Source organism: Pseudomonas sp. NY15374, from assembly GCF_048068255.1.
Classification (GTDB): Bacteria; Pseudomonadota; Gammaproteobacteria; order Pseudomonadales; family Pseudomonadaceae; genus Aquipseudomonas; species Aquipseudomonas machongensis.
The window spans coordinates 194,837-211,743 of record NZ_JBLUPZ010000009.1 but is presented as its reverse complement, the minus strand read 5'-3'; the positions used below and the strand labels follow the sequence as shown (position 1 = coordinate 211,743).

At 64.1% G+C, this 16,907-nt stretch carries 13 protein-coding genes; 10 read left to right on the top strand and 3 right to left on the bottom strand.

Features of this window, described 5'->3' with window-relative positions; all coding sequences use genetic code 11:
- Positions 1–154 precede the first annotated feature (154 nt).
- From glpR to ACNFHO_RS19495, 8 genes are all read left to right on the top strand, one after another.
- Positions 155–910 (top strand): DNA-binding transcriptional repressor GlpR, encoded by a 756-nt coding sequence (gene glpR / locus ACNFHO_RS19530; protein ID WP_065863095.1) that lies wholly within the window; start codon positions 155–157, stop codon positions 908–910.
- A gap of 201 nt (positions 911–1,111) precedes the next feature.
- Entirely contained in the window at positions 1,112–2,650 is a 1,539-nt protein-coding gene (gene glpD, locus ACNFHO_RS19525; protein ID WP_372821342.1) for a glycerol-3-phosphate dehydrogenase, read from the top strand.
- 463 nt (positions 2,651–3,113) lie between these two features.
- Complete coding sequence (locus tag ACNFHO_RS19520; protein ID WP_054891803.1) at positions 3,114–4,031, top strand: glutamate/aspartate ABC transporter substrate-binding protein; 918 nt, start codon at positions 3,114–3,116, stop codon at positions 4,029–4,031.
- A gap of 148 nt (positions 4,032–4,179) precedes the next feature.
- Positions 4,180–4,926: an amino acid ABC transporter permease gene (locus tag ACNFHO_RS19515; RefSeq protein WP_054891804.1), complete on the top strand. Its 747-nt coding sequence runs from the start codon at positions 4,180–4,182 to the stop codon at positions 4,924–4,926.
- A complete protein-coding gene (locus ACNFHO_RS19510) occupies positions 4,926–5,597 on the top strand; it encodes an amino acid ABC transporter permease (RefSeq protein ID WP_054891805.1) in 672 nt (223 codons plus the stop codon). Before ACNFHO_RS19515 ends, ACNFHO_RS19510 begins: the two co-directional genes overlap by 1 nt.
- Entirely contained in the window at positions 5,594–6,328 is a 735-nt protein-coding gene (locus ACNFHO_RS19505; protein WP_054891806.1) for an amino acid ABC transporter ATP-binding protein, read from the top strand. The genes ACNFHO_RS19510 and ACNFHO_RS19505 overlap by 4 nt, the downstream gene beginning before the upstream one ends.
- A gap of 60 nt (positions 6,329–6,388) precedes the next feature.
- Complete coding sequence (locus ACNFHO_RS19500; protein ID WP_063543422.1) at positions 6,389–8,293, top strand: sensor histidine kinase; 1,905 nt, start codon at positions 6,389–6,391, stop codon at positions 8,291–8,293.
- Positions 8,294–8,306: 13 nt separating this feature from the next.
- Entirely contained in the window at positions 8,307–9,632 is a 1,326-nt protein-coding gene (locus ACNFHO_RS19495; RefSeq protein WP_054891808.1) for a sigma-54-dependent transcriptional regulator, read from the top strand.
- Between the two features lie 21 nt (positions 9,633–9,653).
- On the opposite strand, the gene ACNFHO_RS19490 is transcribed toward ACNFHO_RS19495, so the two are convergent.
- Complete coding sequence (locus tag ACNFHO_RS19490; RefSeq protein WP_054891809.1) at positions 9,654–10,649, bottom strand: alpha/beta fold hydrolase; 996 nt, start codon at positions 10,647–10,649, stop codon at positions 9,654–9,656.
- A gap of 197 nt (positions 10,650–10,846) precedes the next feature.
- Here ACNFHO_RS19490 and metR point away from each other — a divergent pair, with 197 nt between their 5' ends.
- Positions 10,847–11,764: a transcriptional regulator MetR gene (gene metR / locus ACNFHO_RS19485; RefSeq protein WP_054891810.1), complete on the top strand. Its 918-nt coding sequence runs from the start codon at positions 10,847–10,849 to the stop codon at positions 11,762–11,764.
- On the opposite strand, the gene ACNFHO_RS19480 is transcribed toward metR, so the two are convergent.
- Entirely contained in the window at positions 11,748–12,161 is a 414-nt protein-coding gene (locus ACNFHO_RS19480) for an NUDIX hydrolase (RefSeq protein WP_054891811.1), read from the bottom strand. The two genes, metR and ACNFHO_RS19480, sit on opposite strands and share 17 nt — an antisense overlap.
- A 140-nt stretch (positions 12,162–12,301) precedes the next feature.
- Between ACNFHO_RS19480 and ACNFHO_RS19475 the strand changes: the two genes are divergently transcribed.
- Complete coding sequence (locus ACNFHO_RS19475) at positions 12,302–16,582, top strand: DEAD/DEAH box helicase (protein ID WP_416767111.1); 4,281 nt, start codon at positions 12,302–12,304, stop codon at positions 16,580–16,582.
- Positions 16,583–16,588: 6 nt separating this feature from the next.
- On the opposite strand, the gene ACNFHO_RS19470 is transcribed toward ACNFHO_RS19475, so the two are convergent.
- Complete coding sequence (locus tag ACNFHO_RS19470; RefSeq protein WP_063546663.1) at positions 16,589–16,846, bottom strand: type B 50S ribosomal protein L31; 258 nt, start codon at positions 16,844–16,846, stop codon at positions 16,589–16,591.
- Positions 16,847–16,907 lie beyond the last annotated feature (61 nt).

The following is a 16,907-nucleotide window of genomic DNA, read 5'->3' as shown; positions in this document are numbered from 1 at the left end:
ATCCCGTTCAGCAACGGCCTTGCACGCCCGATCACGGCGCAAGGCCGCTTCCACAGAAGCGCCGGTCTCAGGCTAGCGACGACAGTCTACTGGTCGTCATCCCCTTCCTACGGCATCATTGCAGCATTTGTCCGGCAGCCCCAAAGGACCGCCCATGAATCTGCCCCCTCGCCAACAACAAATCCTCGAACTGGTGCGCGAACGCGGCTACGTCAGTATCGAGGAAATGGCGCAGTTGTTCGTCGTCACGCCCCAGACCATCCGTCGTGACATCAACCAGCTCGCCGAGGTCAACCTGTTGCGCCGCTATCATGGTGGTGCCGCCTATGACTCGAGCGTCGAGAACACCGCCTACGCCATGCGCGCCGACCAGATGCGCGACGAGAAACAGCGCATCGCCGAGGCCGTCGCACGGCAGATCCCCGATCACGCCTCGCTGTTCATCAATATCGGTACCACCACCGAATCCATCGCCCGGGCCCTGCTCAACCACAGCCACCTGAAGGTCATCACCAACAACCTGCACGTGGCGTCGATCCTCGGTGCCAAGGATGACTTCGAAGTCCTGGTGGCAGGCGGTACGGTTCGCCGTGACGGCGGTGTCGTGGGGCAGGCCAGCGTCGACTTCATCAGCCAGTTCAAGGTCGATTTCGCCCTGGTCGGCATCAGTGGCATCGATGAAGACGGCAGCCTGTTGGACTTCGACTACCAGGAAGTACGGGTATCCCAGGCCATCATCGCCAATGCCCGACAGGTCATCCTCGCCGCAGACTCCAGCAAGTTCGGGCGCAACGCCATGGTGCGCCTGGGCTCGATCAACCTGATCGACTGCCTGGTGACCGACCAGCATCCCACCCCCACGCTCACGCAGCTGCTGAACCAGTACAAGATCCGCCTGGAAGTGGTCTGAGCGCGCAGCGCTGAACCTCACCGGTGGCGAGCCGCCGGTGAGACAGCGCCATAAAATGTTCAATAATGTTCACTTTATTGCCATCTGATCAGTATTTTCTATGATCAGCGACTGGCGATGGCCTTTTTGTTGCGCTACTATTTTCGGAAACGAACATAGATGTTCACATTCGCTGTGAACCGCCCTCAGGAGGCCTTGCCCGTGTCCCAGCCCGTCCAGCCCCAGCCGCCCCTCGCCGACTGCTATGACCTCGCCGTGATCGGCGGTGGCATCAATGGCGTCGGTATCGCCGCCGATGCTGCCGGGCGTGGCCTGAAGGTCTTCCTGTGCGAGAAGGACGACCTTGCCCAGCACACCTCCTCGGCGAGCAGCAAACTGATCCATGGTGGCCTGCGCTACCTGGAACACTACGAATTCCGCCTGGTACGTGAAGCCCTGGCCGAGCGCGAAGTGCTGCTGGCCAAGGCGCCGCACATCGTCAAGCCCATGCGCTTCGTGTTGCCACATCGTCCCCATCTGCGTCCGGCCTGGATGATTCGCGCTGGCCTGTTCCTCTACGATCATCTGGGCAAGCGCAAGCGCCTGGGCGGCTCGCGCAGCCTGCGTTTCGGTGCGGGCTATCCGCTCAAGCCGACGATCACACGCGGCTTCGAATACGCCGATTGCGCAGTCGATGACGCTCGCCTGGTGGTGCTCAACGCCATGGCCGCACGTGAAAAAGGCGCCCACCTGCACACCCGTACCCGCTGCCTGCGCGCCGAGCGCGTCGATGGCCTGTGGCAGGTCGAACTGCAGCATGCCGACGGCAGCCTGCAGACCATTCGCGCCCGCGCCCTGGTCAATGCCGCCGGTCCTTGGGTGGCAAGCTTCATCAAGGACGACCTCAAGCTCGATGCGCCCTACGGCATCCGCCTGATCCAGGGCAGCCATCTCATCGTGCCGCGGCTGTATGAAGGCGAACACGCCTACATCCTGCAGAACGAAGACCAGCGCATCGTCTTCTGCATCCCTTATCTGGACCGCTTCACCCTGATCGGCACCACCGACCGTGAATACAGCGGCGACCCGGCCAAGGTGGCGATCACCGACGCGGAAACCGACTACCTGCTCAAGGTGGTCAACGAACATTTCAATCATCAATTGTCACGCGCCGACATCCAGCACACCTACTCCGGCGTACGCCCGCTGTGCAACGACGAGTCGGACAACCCTTCTGCCGTCACCCGCGACTACACCCTGGCGTTGTCCGCCAGCGAGGGGCAGGCGCCCCTGCTTTCGGTGTTCGGCGGCAAGCTGACCACCTACCGCAAGCTGGCAGAATCAGCGATGACCGAACTCAAGCCTTTCTTCTCCCAGATGCGCGGCAGCTGGACTGCCAGCGCGCCATTGCCAGGGGGCGAAGGCATGACCAGCGTGCAGGCCCTGGTCGATGCCGTTCTGGCGCGCCACGGCTGGCTGCCGGTGGACATCGCCAAGCGCTGGGTGCTGACTTACGGCAGTCGTGTCTGGCGCCTGCTTGAGGGTGTACAAGGGCCGGATGACCTTGGTCAGTCGATCGGTGGTGGTTTGTTCAGCCGCGAGGTGGATTACCTGTGCGCTGCAGAATGGGCCGTCAGCGTGGACGATATTCTCTGGCGCCGCACCAAACTGGGCCTGTTCACCAATGCTGCCGAGCAACAGGCCCTGGCCGACTACCTGCAGCAGGCCGCCTCGAACCGGGCGCGAGTCCGCGCGGCCTGAGTCCATTGACGGGCTGGCGCAACACCAGCCCGTCCCTTGCCTTGCAGGCGCGTAAACCCCTCAGGGCCCTGCTGCGCAGGTCGAGCGTCAACTCGTCGATCACCTCGTATCCTTCTTCAATCTCCAGGTCAGCCAAGCGCGTATGAACGCGCGCTTTCGCTGAACCAGTAGTGACGTGCCCTTTTCACCCTGACCACTATGGTCATGACACCCGGCGCCCACCCATTCGGATTTCCGAACGCCGCCAGACCAGTCATTCGGAAACCCGCACGCCCACCCTTGGAAATAATTCGTCAGAAAAGATTAATTCCCAGGAAATACGCGGCGTTATGATGAATGTCGGAGCTTGGCACGAGTCATGCTCTACACTTGGTAGCCGAACGCACACCGCTTCTTGTTGTGTTCGTTGAACGAAGAGTCCGCCAACGGCTCCATAAAAAAAACAAACGTCGAGGAAAATTTGATGCGTATCGTTCGTCAATTGCTGGGCGCTGCAATCGCCGCCGCCGTCATCGCTTCGCCGGTCATGGCCGAAGAGCTGACCGGCACCCTGAAGAAGATCAAGGATTCCGGCACCATCACCCTGGGCCACCGTGACTCCTCCATTCCGTTTTCCTACCTGGCAGGCAGCACTACACCCGTGGGCTACTCCCACGACGTCCAGCTGGCTGTGGTCGAAGCCCTGAAGAAGCAACTGGGCACCGACATCAAGGTCAAGTACAACCTCGTCACCTCCCAGACCCGCATCCCGCTGGTGCAGAACGGCACCGTCGACCTGGAGTGCGGCTCTACCACCAACAACGTCGAGCGCCAGCAGCAAGTCGGCTTCTCGGTCGGCATCTTCGAAGTCGGCACCCGTCTGCTGACCAAGGTCAAGGACGGTCAGCCCTCCTACAAAGACTTCCCGGACCTGGCCGGCAAGAACGTCGTGACCACCGCCGGCACCACCTCCGAGCGCCTGCTCAAGGCGATGAACGCCGACAAGCAGATGAAGATGAACGTGATTTCCGCCAAGGACCACGGTGAAGCCTTCAACATGCTCGAAAGCGGCCGCGCCGTAGCCTTCATGATGGACGACGCCCTGCTGGCCGGCGAAATGGCCAAGGCCAAGAAACCGACCGACTGGGTCATCACCGGCACCCCGCAATCGTACGAAATCTACGGCTGCATGGTGCGCAAGGACGATGCGCAGTTCAAGAAAGCGGTCGATGACGCCATCGTCGCCTACTACAAGTCGGGCGCCGTGCAGAAGAGCTACGACAAGTGGTTCCAGCAGCCAATCCCACCGAAAGGCCTGAACCTGCAGTTCCCGATGAGCGAAGAGCTGAAGAAGCTGATCGCAGAGCCTACCGACAAGGCTGCGGACGAAACCAAGTCCTGATCCCCTGCTGAAATGGCCCGTGTGCTCCACCAAGCACGAATCCAACCGACGGGCCACGCATAAGTGTCTAACCTTTACTTCCGAGGGCGCCCAGCGCTCTCGGAAGTTCAAAGGTGCCCGTGAAACAACCGTCTGAGGGGAAATCCCGATGAATTACAACTGGGACTGGGGCGTGTTCTTCAAGTCCACTGGCGTGGGCAGCGAAATCTATCTGGACTGGTACGTCACCGGTCTGGGCTGGACCATCGCCATCGCCATCTGCGCCTGGATCATCGCCTTGCTGCTGGGATCGCTGCTTGGCGTGATGCGCACCGTGCCGAACCGTCTGGTATCAGGCATCGCCACCGCCTACGTGGAACTGTTCCGCAACGTACCGCTGCTGGTGCAGCTGTTCATCTGGTACTTCCTGGTACCGGACCTGCTTCCGGAGGGCCTGCAGGAGTGGTTCAAGCAGGACCTCAACCCAACCACCTCGGCACTGATCAGCGTAATCATCTGCCTTGGCCTGTTCACCGCCGCGCGTGTCTGCGAACAAGTGCGCACCGGTATCCAGGCCCTGCCCCGCGGACAGGAGTCTGCCGGGCGCGCGATGGGCTTCAGCCTGCCGCAGATCTACATGAACGTGCTGCTGCCACAGGCCTACCGGATCATCATTCCGCCGCTCACCTCCGAATTCCTGAACGTGTTCAAGAACTCCTCGGTGGCGTCGCTGATCGGCTTGATGGAGCTGCTGGCCCAGACCAAGCAGACCGCCGAGTTCTCCGCCAACCTGTTCGAGGCCTTCACCCTGGCCACGCTGATCTACTTCACCCTGAACATGGGCCTGATGCTGCTGATGCGCATGGTCGAGAAGAAAGTTGCCGTACCTGGCCTGATTTCCGTGGGAGGTAAGTAATGGACATGGATTTCAGCGAAATCATCCCTGCCCTGCCCGCCCTGTGGGACGGCATGGTCATGACCTTGCAACTGATGGTCATGGGTGTGGTCGGTGGTATCGCGCTGGGGACCGTCCTGGCGCTGATGCGGTTGTCGTCGAGCAAGCTGCTGGCCAATATCGCCGGCGCCTACGTCAACTACTTCCGCTCCATCCCGCTGCTGCTGGTGATCACCTGGTTCTACCTGGCCGTGCCCTTCGTGCTGCGCTGGATTACCGGCGAAGACACCCCGATCGGCGCGTTCACCTCCTGCGTCGTGGCCTTCATGATGTTCGAGGCGGCCTACTTCTGCGAAATCGTGCGTGCCGGCGTGCAGTCGATCTCCAAGGGCCAGATGGGCGCCGCGCAGGCACTGGGCATGACCTACGGCCAGTGCATGCGCCTGATCATCCTGCCCCAGGCGTTCCGCAAGATGACCCCGCTGCTGCTGCAGCAGAGCATCATCCTGTTCCAGGACACCTCGCTGGTCTACACCGTGGGCCTGGTGGACTTCCTCAACTCGGCACGCTCCAACGGCGACATCATCGGGCGCTCCCACGAGTTCCTGATCTTTGCCGGCGTCGTGTACTTCCTCATCAGTTTCTCCGCTTCCTGGTTGGTCAAGCGTCTGCAAAAAAGGATCGCCGTATGATTTCCATCAAGAATGTCAACAAGTGGTACGGGGACTTCCAGGTGCTGACCGATTGCACCACCGAGGTCAAGAAAGGTGAAGTGGTGGTGGTCTGCGGCCCATCCGGCTCGGGCAAGTCCACCCTGATCAAGTGCGTCAACGCGCTGGAGCCGTTCCAGAAGGGCGACATCGTGGTCGACGGCACTTCGATCGCCGATCCGAAGACCAACCTGCCCAAACTGCGTTCGCGGGTGGGCATGGTATTCCAGCACTTCGAGCTGTTCCCGCACCTGTCGATCACCGAAAACCTGACCATCGCCCAGCGCAAGGTGCTCGGCCGCAGCGAGGCGGAAGCCACCAAGAAAGGCCTGGCCTTGCTCGACCGCGTAGGCCTCGGCGCCCATGCCAAGAAGCACCCCGGCCAGCTCTCCGGCGGCCAGCAGCAGCGCGTGGCGATCGCCCGCGCCCTGTCGATGGACCCGATCGTCATGCTGTTCGACGAACCGACCTCGGCACTGGACCCGGAAATGGTCAACGAAGTACTGGACGTGATGGTAGAGCTCGCCCATGAGGGCATGACCATGATGTGCGTGACCCACGAAATGGGCTTCGCCCGCAAGGTCGCCAACCGGGTGATCTTCATGGACAAGGGCAACATCATCGAGGACTGCCAGAAGGAAGACTTCTTCGGCAAACCCGAAGGTCGCCACGAACGCACCCAGCACTTCCTCAGCAAGATCCTGCAGCACTGATGATCCCGGTGTCCGCTGCCTGCCAGGGCAGCGGACGCTGGTCGTGACAAGGCCACTGTGATGAAATGCGATCCTTCGCTACTTCGCCCTGCCAAGCCTGCCGTGAAATCCCGCCTGATCCGCCAACTGTTCCTCCCACCACTGATCGTCCTGCTGATGGTCGGTCTGGGCCTGGTCGGCTACATGATCAGCGAAAACAACGGCATCCGCGCCCTGAGCGAGAACGGCGAGCGCCAGCTCGAGCTGCACGCGCGCACGGTCGAAAGCGAAATCAGCAAGTACACCTACCTGCCGAGTCTGCTGGAGCTCGAAGACAGCGTCTCGCAACTGCTCGCCGAACCTGACGGCGGCTCGCGGCAGGTCGTCAACGAATACCTCGAAGGCCTGAACCGCCGCAGCCGCAGCCGGGCGATCTACGTCCTGGACACCAGCGGCCGGGTGCAGGCCACCAGCAACTGGCGCGACGCCGACTCCTTCCTGGGGGAAGACCTGGCCTTCCGCGCCTATTTCCAGGACGCCGTGCGCGGTCAGCCTGGGCGTTTCTACGGCATCGGCAGCACCACCGGGGAAGCCGGCTACTATCTGGCCCATGGCCTGGAAGAGCACGGCAAGATCATCGGCGTCGCGGTGATCAAGGTCCGCCTGGACACCCTGGAAGAGCGCTGGCAACGCGCCCGCCTCGAAGCATTCGTCAGCGACGAGAACGGCATCATCATCCTTTCCAGCGATCCCGCCCGGCGGCTGAAGTCGGTGCGCCCGCTGACCCCGCAGATCAAGGAAGAGCTGGCGCGCAGCCTGCAGTACTACTGGTGGCCACTCAACGAACTGCAACCGCTGGCCCGCGAGACGCTGGGCGATGGTGTAGAAAAACTGACTTTCCCGGCCAACAGCGAAACCGCCCAGGGCAAAGTGCGTGAAGTCGCCTACCTGGCCCAGACCCGGCGCCTGGCTGACACCCCCTGGCACTTCACCCTGCTCACCCCGCTGCAGGATCTGCATCGCGAGTCGATGGTCCAGGGCATCCTGGTCGGCGTTGCCTTCGCCCTGCTGGCAATCCTCGGCATCGCCTGGAACGAGCGGCGCAAGGTGATCGCCACGCGCCTGGCTGCCCGCGAAGCCCTGGAAGAAGCCAATAGCCTGCTGGAGCGGCGGATCACCGAACGTACCGCCGACCTGCGTGCCAGCAACGAACGACTCAAGGGGCAGATCCGCGAACGACGTCACGCCGAGCAGACCCTGCGCCATGCCCAGGACGAGTTGGTCCAGGCCGGCAAGCTGGCAGCCATCGGGCAGATGTCGACCAGCATCGCCCATGAACTGAACCAGCCGCTGGCGGCACTGCGTACCCTGTCGGGCAATACCGTGCGCTTCCTCGAACGCGGAGCCTTCGAGACCGCCAGCACCAACCTGCGCACCATGAACGACCTGATCGACCGCATGGGGCGCATCACGGCCAGCCTGCGCTCCTTCGCCCGGCGTGGCGAGGACAGCGGCCGCGCCTCGCTGGGCAAGGCGGTGGAGGCGTCCCTGCAGGTGCTCGGCAACCGCATCGGCGCGTGCAACCTGCAATTGCATCGCCAATTCGATGACCAGCCGCTGGCGATCGACCAGACGCGCCTGGAACAGATCCTGGTCAACCTGCTTGGCAACGCCCTCGACGCCATGACCGCCCAACCCCAACCACAGCTGTGGCTGGAGGGCGAACTGGCAGGCGACAGATACCGCCTGCGGGTTCGCGACAACGGCCACGGCATTGACATCGAGGCCCGCAAGCACCTGTTCGAACCGTTCTTCACCACCAAACCGGGCGAGCATGGCCTGGGCCTGGGCCTGACCTTGTCGGCCAGCCTCGCCACAGCCGCCAAGGGCACCTTGAGCGTCGAGCACCCCGCTGGCGGCGGTACAGCCTTCATCCTCACCCTGCCCCTGGTCACCTCCCCCACAGACTCGGCCGATGCCCCATGAACGAAGGGTCCCCATGAACCAAGCACCCTTGACTGTCCTGATCGTCGAAGACGACCCCCACGTGCTGCTCGGTTGCCAGCAGGCGCTGGCGCTCGAGGATATCGCTTGCGAAGGCGTTGGCAGCGCCGAACAGGCCCTGGAGCGGATCGGTGACGATTTCGCCGGGATCGTCGTCAGCGACATTCGCCTGCCGGGCATCGACGGCCTTGAGCTGCTCAATCGCCTCAAGGCCCGCGACCGCAGCCTGCCGGTGGTGCTGATCACCGGCCACGGCGACATCGACATGGCCGTCGGCGCCATGCGCAACGGCGCCTACGACTTCATGGAAAAGCCGTTCTCGCCAGAGCGACTGGTGGATGTGGTACGCCGGGCGCTGGAGCAACGCGGCCTGTCGCGTGAAGTGGTCGCCCTGCGCCGCCAACTGGCCGGCCACAGTTCGCTGGAAGGGCGGATCATCGGCCGCTCGCCTGCCATGCAGAACCTGCGCGAACTGATCGCCAACGTCGCCGACACCTCGGCCAACGTCCTGATCGAAGGCGAGACCGGCACGGGCAAGGAACTGGTCGCCCGTTGCCTGCACGATTTCAGCCGGCGCCAGACCGCCCCCTTCGTGGCCTTGAACTGCGGCGGCCTGCCGGAAAATCTGTTCGAGAGCGAAATCTTCGGCCATGAAGCCAACGCGTTCACCGGCGCGGGCAAACGGCGGATCGGCAAGATCGAGCATGCCAATGGCGGGACACTGTTCCTCGATGAAGTCGAGAGCATGCCGATCAACCTGCAGATCAAGCTGCTACGCGTCTTGCAGGAGCGCACTCTCGAGCGCCTGGGCTCGAACCAGAGCATCCCGGTGGACTGCCGGGTGATCGCTGCCACCAAGTCGGACCTGGACGCCATGGGCCAGGCCGGGCAGTTCCGCAGCGACCTGTACTATCGCCTCAACGTGGTTACCCTCGAGTTGCCGCCGTTGCGCGAACGCCGCGAGGACGTACTGCAGTTGTTCGAGCATTTCCTGCAGCAATCGGCGCTACGCTTCGACCGCGAAGTTCCCGAGCTGGACAGCCAGACATTGTCGCGGCTCATGGCTCATGACTGGCCGGGCAATGTGCGCGAGCTGCGCAACGTCGCCGAGCGCTATGCGCTGGGCTTGCCGGCGTTCAAGAAGGCCGGTGGCAGTGCGAGCCAGGGGCTGGGCTTTGCCGAGGCGGTGGAAGCGTTCGAACGCAACCTGCTCAGTGATGCCTTGCAGCGCACTGGCGGCAACCTCAGCCAGGCCAGCCAGGAGCTGGGCATGGCCAAGACGACGTTGTTCGACAAGGTGAAGAAGTACGGGTTGGGCTGACAGGGCTCAGCGCCACCCGACTCAAAGCCCTGCCAGGTGCGTCGCATCCTGACGATGCGCCTTCAGGTAGGGCAGCACCGCCGCCAGCAACGGCGCCTTGAACGGCTCCTGGAAGCGGTGCGCCAACCCTGGAATCAAGCGTAACTGGCTGCCCTGGATGTGCGCCGCCAGGTGCACCCCATGCATCACCGGGAGCAGCGGGTCGGCCGTGCCATGCACGACCAGCGTAGGCACACGCAACTGGTTGAGCAGCGCCACCCGGCTCGGTTCCGCCAGGATCGCCATGATCTGGCGCTTGACCCCCTCCGGATTGAACGCCCGGTCATAGGCCAACGCCGCCTGCTGCAACAGCACCGCGCGATCATCGTGCACCGTCGGGCTGCCCAGAGCCGCCAGCAGGTCGGCCTGCTGCTCCAGCGCCACTTCACGGCTCGGTGCACTGCGCCGCGCCAGCAACTGCACCAACGCAGGATTCGGCGCCGGCAAGCCTTCGGCACCGGAGCTGGACATGACCAGTGTCAGGCTGCGCACACGCTGCGGCGCCATGGCTGCCAGGTGCTGGGCGATCATCCCGCCCATGCTGACCCCCAACACATGGAACTGCTCGATCCCGAGCTCATCCATCAGGTGCAGACCGTCACCGGCCATGTCAGTCAGGCTGTAGGGCGCCGCCACTGGCAGGCCAAGCTTGTAGCGCAGCAACTCGACGGTGAGGTTGGCCGAAGCCGGCGCCTGATTCCAGCGCGACAGGCCGACATCACGGTTGTCATACCGGATGACCCGAAAACCCTGGCGACACAAGGCCTCGACCACATCATCCGGCCAGTGGATCAATTGCCCGCCCAGGCCCATGACCAGCAGCAGTGCCGGATCCCCCGGCGCACCAACGCTCTGGTAGACCAGGCTCAACTCACCCAGCTCGGCTCGCTGCACCGGCACATGGGCATCGCACCGGCCGGCGGCGAAACCTGTCGGCGCCCCGCACAACAAAAGAAAGAAGATCAGAAAAACCCGCATGGAAGGAAACACCAGAATGCAAATCCCCAGTAGAGCGCGAGTCTGATGAAATCCCTTCGGTGGCGCTGCCACAGTTGCGTGACAGTTTGATTAATGTCGCCGAACGGTCATCTGCAGGGTGCTGTCGACAGGCACAGCAACATGAGAGAAACTCAACCCAATCGATCTTTTACCAAGTGTTTCTCCCGGAGTTGCAAGTGCTGGAAATCCGTCACCTGAAAACCCTTCATGCCCTGCGCGAAGCCGACAGCCTGGTGGAGGCCGCCGAGCGCCTGCATCTGACCCAGTCGGCGCTGTCGCACCAGTTCAAGGAGCTGGAAGAGCGCCTGGGGATGCAACTGTTCGTGCGCAAGACCAAGCCGATCCGCTTCACCAGTGCCGGCCTGCGCCTGCTGCAACTGGCCGACGCCACCCTGCCGCTGCTGCGTGGCGCCGAACGCGACATCGCCCGCCTCGCCGGCGGCACCGCCGGCCGCCTGCACATGGCCATCGAGTGCCACAGCTGCTTCCAGTGGCTGATGCCGACCATCGACCAGTTCCGCGATGCCTGGCCGGAGGTCGAGCTGGACCTGGCCTCGGGCTTTGCCTTCGCCCCCTTGCCTGCGCTGGCCCGGGGCGATCTCGACCTGGTGGTGACCTCCGACCCGCTGGACCTGGCGGGCATCACCTACGTGCCGCTGTTCACCTACGAAGCCATGCTTGCGGTGGCCAACCAGCACGCGCTGGCGAGCAAGCCCTACATCGTTCCGGACGACCTGGCCGACCAGACCCTCATCACCTACCCGGTGGAGCGTGATCGCCTGGACATCTTCACCCGCTTCCTCGAGCCGGCCGATATCGAACCGGCCGCGGTACGCACCTCGGAGCTGACAGTGATGATGATGCAGCTGGTCGCCAGCGGTCGCGGGGTGTGCGGCATGCCGCACTGGGCATTGCACGAGTACAGCTCGCGTGGCTACGTGAAGGGCAAGCGCCTGGGCGAGAAAGGCCTGTTCGCCACGCTCTATGCCGCAGTGCGCACCGACATGCTCGATGCGCCGTACATGCGTGATTTCCTGCTGACCGCCAAGGATACCTCGTTCGCCACCCTCGACGGTGTCAGCGCGGTGCGCTGATGCCTTCACGCCACAGCGGCAGGATCAGGTCGCGGGTCAAGGGTGCCAGTGCCAGGGTTGGCGCCTGATCGGCCGCCAGCCAGTGCACTTCCTCGATTTCCGCGGCGGGGATCACCGCCTCGGCGCACTCGACGCGAAACAGCTCGGCCTGTACTTCAAAACCTGGCTCGTTGGCCGCCGGCGCGCTGAAACGGCCAAGGTGCACGGCCTGCTCGGGGTCGATGCGCACGCCCAGCTCTTCGTGCAGCTCGCGCACCAGCGCCTGGACCGGCGTTTCACCGGCATCGATCTTGCCACCCGGTTGCATGAAGGCCTGGGTCCCGCGCTTGCGTACCAGCAGGGTACGGCCCGCCGGGTCGATGAGCAGGGCGGCGGCGATGTGGATAGTCTTGGTCATGGGGTATTCCTGGACAGAGGCTGGCGAGGATACCTGATGCAGCGCACTCTGAGCGGGTTTACCGGGGCAAACGCCAACTCTGCCCGAAGCCGGACGAACGGCCCCTTGCCAACCCCCTCGCCAAACGCCATAAACACTGCATGAACCTGCCCGCACAGCAGCACCCGGTGCTCGACCTGTTCCACCCCGCCGTCGGCACCTGGTTCCGGCAACGCTTTGCCACCGTCACCGACGCCCAGGCCCGCGCCTGGCCGCTGATCCACGCCGGCCAGTCGATGCTGCTGGCCGCTCCAACCGGCTCGGGCAAGACCCTCAGCGCCTTTCTCGCAGTGCTCGACGAACTGTTTCGCCAAGGTCTGGAGCACGACGGCGAGCTGCCCGCGCAAACCCAGGTGATCTACGTTTCACCGCTCAAGGCGTTGTCCAACGACATTCGCCTCAATCTCCAGGCGCCTCTCGAAGGCATCGCCCAGGCACTTGCCGAGCAAGGCCTGAAAGCACCACACATCACCACCGCCGTGCGCACCGGCGATACACCGCAAAAAGACCGCGCAGCCATGCGCAAACGCGCACCGCACATCCTGGTGACAACGCCTGAATCGCTGTACGTACTGCTCGGTTCGGCCTCGGGTCGTGCCGGGCTGAACCAGGTGCACACGGTGATCGTCGACGAGATTCACGCCCTGGCCGGCAACAAGCGCGGCTGCCATCTGGCACTGACCCTGGAGCGCCTGCAAGCCCTGTGCGGCCGACCGTTGCGCCGCATCGGCCTGTCGGCCACGCAGCGCCCGGTCGAGCGCGTGGCGCAGTTTCTGGTCGGGCATCAGCGGCCCTGCGCCATCGTCGATGTCGGCCACAGCCGCGAGCGCGACCTGGCCATCGAGGTGCCGCCCGTGCCGCTGGGCGCGGTGATGGCCACGGATGTCTGGGAACTGGTCTACGACCGACTCGCCGCCCTGGCCCGCGAACACCGCACCACGCTGGTGTTCGTCAACACCCGGCGCCTGGCCGAACGCCTGACCCGGCACCTGAGCGAGCGCCTGGGCCAGGACGCTGTCGCCGCCCACCATGGCAGCCTGGCCAAGGAGCATCGCCTGTCAGCCGAACAACGCCTGAAGGCTGGTGGTCTGCGGATGCTGGTAGCTACTGCGTCGTTGGAGCTGGGCATCGATATCGGCGATGTCGACCTGGTGTGCCAGATAGCCTCGCCCGGCTCCATTGCCGCCTTCCTGCAACGCGTCGGCCGCTCGGGACACCAGGTCGATGGCATTCCCAAGGGCCGACTGTTCCCTACCTCGCGTGACGACCTGATCGAATGCGTGGCCCTGCTCGACTGCGTGCGCCGGGGCGAGCTGGACCTGCTGCACATCCCCAACGAGCCACTGGATGTACTGGCCCAGCAGATCATCGCCGAAGTCAGCAACCAGCCTTGGCCAGAGCAGGCGTTGTTCGACTGCCTGCGCGCCGCGATGCCCTATGCAGGGCTTGATCAGGCGCATTACCAGGCCCTGCTGCAGATGCTCGCCGAGGGTTACAACGGCCGCCAGGGTGTACGCAGCGCCTACCTGCATCGCGACGCAGTGAATGCCACCCTGCGTGGACGTCGCGGCAGCCAGCTCACTGCCCTGACCAGCGGCGGTACCATCCCCGAGACTGCCGACTACAGCGTGCTGCTCGAACCCCAGGCACTGAACATCGGCAGCGTCAATGAAGACTTCGCGGTGGAAAGCATCGCCGGCGATATCTTCCAGCTGGGCAACGCCTCCTATCGCATCCTGCGCGTGGAGCCCGGGCGGGTACGGGTCGAGGATGCCCATGGCCTGCCGCCGACCATCCCCTTCTGGCTCGGTGAAGCGCCGGGGCGCAGTGACGAATTGTCCACCGCAGTCGCGCGCCTGCAGGCACGTCTCGATGAGCAATTGCAGCAGCATGCAGGCGACCAGTCCCGCGTGCTGCAGTGGCTGAAAGCCGACTATGTGCTGGACGACGACAGCGCCAGCCAGTTGCTCGACTACCTGGGTCGTACCCAGCAAGTGCTGGGCGCCCTGCCGTCGCAGCAGACACTGGTGATGGAGCGCTTTTTCGACGAGTCCGGCGGCACCCAACTGATCATCCACTCCCCCTACGGCAGCCGCATCAACCGCGCCTGGGGCCTGGCCCTGCGCAAACGCTTCTGCCGCACCTTCAATTTCGAATTGCAGGCGGCGGCCAGCGAAGATGCGATCGTGCTGTCGCTGTCCACCAGCCACAGCTTCGACCTCGATGAAGTGTGGCGCTACCTGTCGAGCCGCACCGCCGAGCAGGTGCTGGTCCAGGCACTGCTCGACGCGCCTCTGTTTGGTGTGCGTTGGCGCTGGAACGCGGCCGTGGCGATGGCCCTGCCGCGCTTCATCGGAGGGCGCAAGGTAGCGCCGCAGATCCAGCGGATGAAGAGCGAAGACCTGGTCGCCACAGTGTTCCCCGACCAGATCGCCTGCCTTGAAAACATCGTCGGCGAGCGCCAGATTCCCGACCATCCGCTGGTGCAACAGACCCTCGACGATTGTCTGCACGACGCCATGGACAGCGAGGGCTGGCTGGCACTGCTGCGGCGCATGGAAAGCGGCGAGGTGCGCCTGCTCAGCCGCGACCTGCCCGCCCCCTCACCGCTGGCCGCGGCCATCCTCAATGCTCGTCCCTATGCATTTCTCGACGATGCACCGCTGGAGGAGCGCCGTACCCAAGCGGTGCTCAACCGGCGCTGGAACGAGGTAAGCAGCGGCGATGACCTCGGCGCGCTGGATGCCGATGCGATCAGTGCGGTCGCGGATGAAGCCTGGCCAAGACCGCTCAACCTCGACGAAATGCACGAGGCGCTGATGAGCCTGGGCACGATCACGCAAGCCGAGGTGCAAGCCAACGATGGCTGGGCAGCCCTGCTCGGGCAGTTGGCAGACGCTGGCCGTGCCTGCCGTCTGGACACCTGCGGCCAGCCGCTGTGGCTGGCTCGCGAGCGGCTGAGGTCGATGACCACGCTGTACCCCGACGCTTCGCTCGCCCCTGCCCTGCAGCCCTTGCCCGGCTTCGACCAGGTCGTCGATGCGGATAGCGCCCTGAGCGATCTGCTGCGTGGCCGCCTGAGCGCCTTCGGCCCACTCACCCTGGCGCAGATCGCCACGCCATTGAGCCGCAGCGAGAGCGACGTCGAACAGGCGTTGGCGCGGCTGGAGCGCGAAGGCTATGTCTTGCGCGGGCACTTCAGCCCAGGCCAGCCGCCGCTGCAATGGTGCGAGCGTCACCTGCTGGCACGCATTCACCGCTATACCGTCAAGCGCCTGCGCCGGGAGATCGAACCGGTCAGCCTGCAGGATTTCATGCGTTTTCAGTTCGACTGGCAGCACCTGAGCCAGGAGGAACGCCTGCGCGGGCCGCAGGCGGTAGCGCAGGTGCTCGGACAGCTCGAGGGCTTCCCCTGCGCCGCCGGGGCCTGGGAAGCGGAACTGTTGCCTGCGCGGATCAAGGACTACAGCCCGCACTGGCTTGACGACGCCTGTCGCAGTGGTCAGTGGGCCTGGACGCGGCTGGCCGCCACTGTGTCGAGCAGTACCCTGTCGAGCACGCCGCTGGTGCTTCTGCCGCGCGAACGTCTCGCCCTGTGGCGCAGCCTGGCCAGCATTCCGTCCCCCGAGGCGCTCGGCGCACGGGCACAGCGCGTGCACCAGGCTTTGCAGGCCCATGGCGCGCTGTTCTTCGACGAGCTGGCCGAGCAAGCCCGCCTGCTGCCCAGCGAGCTGGAAAACGCCCTGCAGGAACTGGTCGGCTCGGGGCTGGCGGCCGCCGACAGCTTCAGCGGTCTGCGCAGCCTGATAACGCCGGCCAAACGTTCGTCACGCAATAGCCGCCGCGGTCATCCACCGCTATCCAGCAGCATGGTGCAGGCCGGTCGCTGGGCGCTGCTGCGGCGCAGCGCTGGCGAACAGGACAGCGACCAACGCCTGGAACATATAGCCCGCAGCCTGTTGCGTCGTTATGGGGTGATCTGCTGGCGCCTGCTGGAGCGCGAAAGCGCAGCACTACCACCATGGCGCGAGCTCCTGCGCTGCTATCACCGGCTGGAGGCACGCGGGGAAATCCGTGGCGGGCGGTTCATTGCCGGGCTGGCCGGCGAACAGTTCGCCCTGCCCGAAGCCGTGGGGTTATTGCGCCAGGTGCGGCGGCGGGAAGTGGACGGGGCGCTGGTGGTAGTCAGCGCCAGCGATCCATTGAACCTAGTCGGCACCCTGCTGCCAGGTAGCAAGCTACCGGCTGCGGGGGGCAACCGCCTGCTGTATCGCGACGGCGTGCCGGTGGCAGTGCGGATCGCAGGCAACTACCGGTTTCTGATCGAGGGACCGGCCGAGGAACAGCAAACCTGGCGCCAGCGCCTGTTGCGCGACAACTGAGCGCACCTAAGCCTTCGCGGCAAACCCTGCAAAACGCTTGTTGAACCCGGCCACTCGCCCTTCGACAGTCGTTTTGCGCTGCTGCCCGGTGTAGACCGGGTGCGATGCACTGGACACATCCAGCGCCACGTAGGGATAGGTCTGGCCGTCGCTGTGAACCTGGGTGCGATCCGTTTCCACGGTCGATCCGATCAGAAAGAACACATCCGCCGCCGTGTCGTGGAACAGCACGGGACGATATTCGGGATGGATACCTGCTTTCATGAAAATCACCTCGGTCATAAATTGATACTTTATAACATACTACATTGAGAATGATTTTCGA

Coding starts and splice junctions, on each gene's coding strand:
- ACNFHO_RS19510 (WP_054891805.1), top strand. CDS start 4,926: ATGGACATGGATTTCAGCGAAATCATCCCTGCCCTGCCCGCCCTGTGG.
- ACNFHO_RS19475 (WP_416767111.1), top strand. CDS start 12,302: ATGAACCTGCCCGCACAGCAGCACCCGGTGCTCGACCTGTTCCACCCC.
- ACNFHO_RS19505 (WP_054891806.1), top strand. CDS start 5,594: ATGATTTCCATCAAGAATGTCAACAAGTGGTACGGGGACTTCCAGGTG.
- ACNFHO_RS19520 (WP_054891803.1), top strand. CDS start 3,114: ATGCGTATCGTTCGTCAATTGCTGGGCGCTGCAATCGCCGCCGCCGTC.
- ACNFHO_RS19490 (WP_054891809.1), bottom strand. CDS start 10,649: ATGCGGGTTTTTCTGATCTTCTTTCTTTTGTTGTGCGGGGCGCCGACA.
- glpR (WP_065863095.1), top strand. CDS start 155: ATGAATCTGCCCCCTCGCCAACAACAAATCCTCGAACTGGTGCGCGAA.
- ACNFHO_RS19515 (WP_054891804.1), top strand. CDS start 4,180: ATGAATTACAACTGGGACTGGGGCGTGTTCTTCAAGTCCACTGGCGTG.
- ACNFHO_RS19495 (WP_054891808.1), top strand. CDS start 8,307: ATGAACCAAGCACCCTTGACTGTCCTGATCGTCGAAGACGACCCCCAC.
- ACNFHO_RS19500 (WP_063543422.1), top strand. CDS start 6,389: ATGAAATGCGATCCTTCGCTACTTCGCCCTGCCAAGCCTGCCGTGAAA.
- ACNFHO_RS19480 (WP_054891811.1), bottom strand. CDS start 12,161: ATGACCAAGACTATCCACATCGCCGCCGCCCTGCTCATCGACCCGGCG.
- ACNFHO_RS19470 (WP_063546663.1), bottom strand. CDS start 16,846: ATGAAAGCAGGTATCCATCCCGAATATCGTCCCGTGCTGTTCCACGAC.